This window comes from Leucobacter sp. M11, from assembly GCF_035726885.1.
In the GTDB taxonomy this organism is placed as follows: Bacteria; Actinomycetota; Actinomycetes; order Actinomycetales; family Microbacteriaceae; genus JAPFRB01.
This window is the reverse complement of record NZ_JAPFRB010000007.1, coordinates 29,727-30,163: the sequence shown is the minus strand read 5'-3', so window position 1 is coordinate 30,163 and position 437 is coordinate 29,727. Positions and strand designations below refer to the sequence as shown.

Genomic DNA, 437 nt, shown 5'->3' with positions numbered 1-437 from the left:
TTCGGGGCGGTGTTGCCGTGCGGGGATCCGTCCCGCAGCACCCGGCGCTGCACAGCAAAACGCCCGCCTGCGCAGTGCGCAGCCGGGCGTCGAGGCGGGCGGGTCGCCCGGCCTAAGAAATCTTCTTGCGGGTGCGGCGCTGAGCGAGCTCGTCGCTGGGCTCGTCGCGGAGCGCCTGGATGTCCACGAGGGAGGTCTCGACCTCGCGGAGGACCTTGCCGACGGCGATGCCGAAGACGCCCTGCCCGCGGTTCACGAGGTCGATGACCTCGTCGTCGGAGGTGCACAGGTACACGCTCGCACCGTCGCTCATGAGCGTGGTCTGGGCGAGGTCGTGCACCCCGGCCTCGCGGAGCTGGTCCACGGCGGTGCGGATCTGCTGCAGGGAGATGCCGGTGTCGAGGAGGCGCTTCACGAGCTTGAGGACGAGGATGTCG

1 pseudogene is annotated in these 437 nt (G+C 70.3%); it reads right to left on the bottom strand.

The features are described 5' to 3' along the window. Positions 1–112: 112 nt before the first annotated feature. Positions 113–437, bottom strand: a pseudogene (locus OOT08_RS18050) (MerR family transcriptional regulator); the annotation flags it as partial.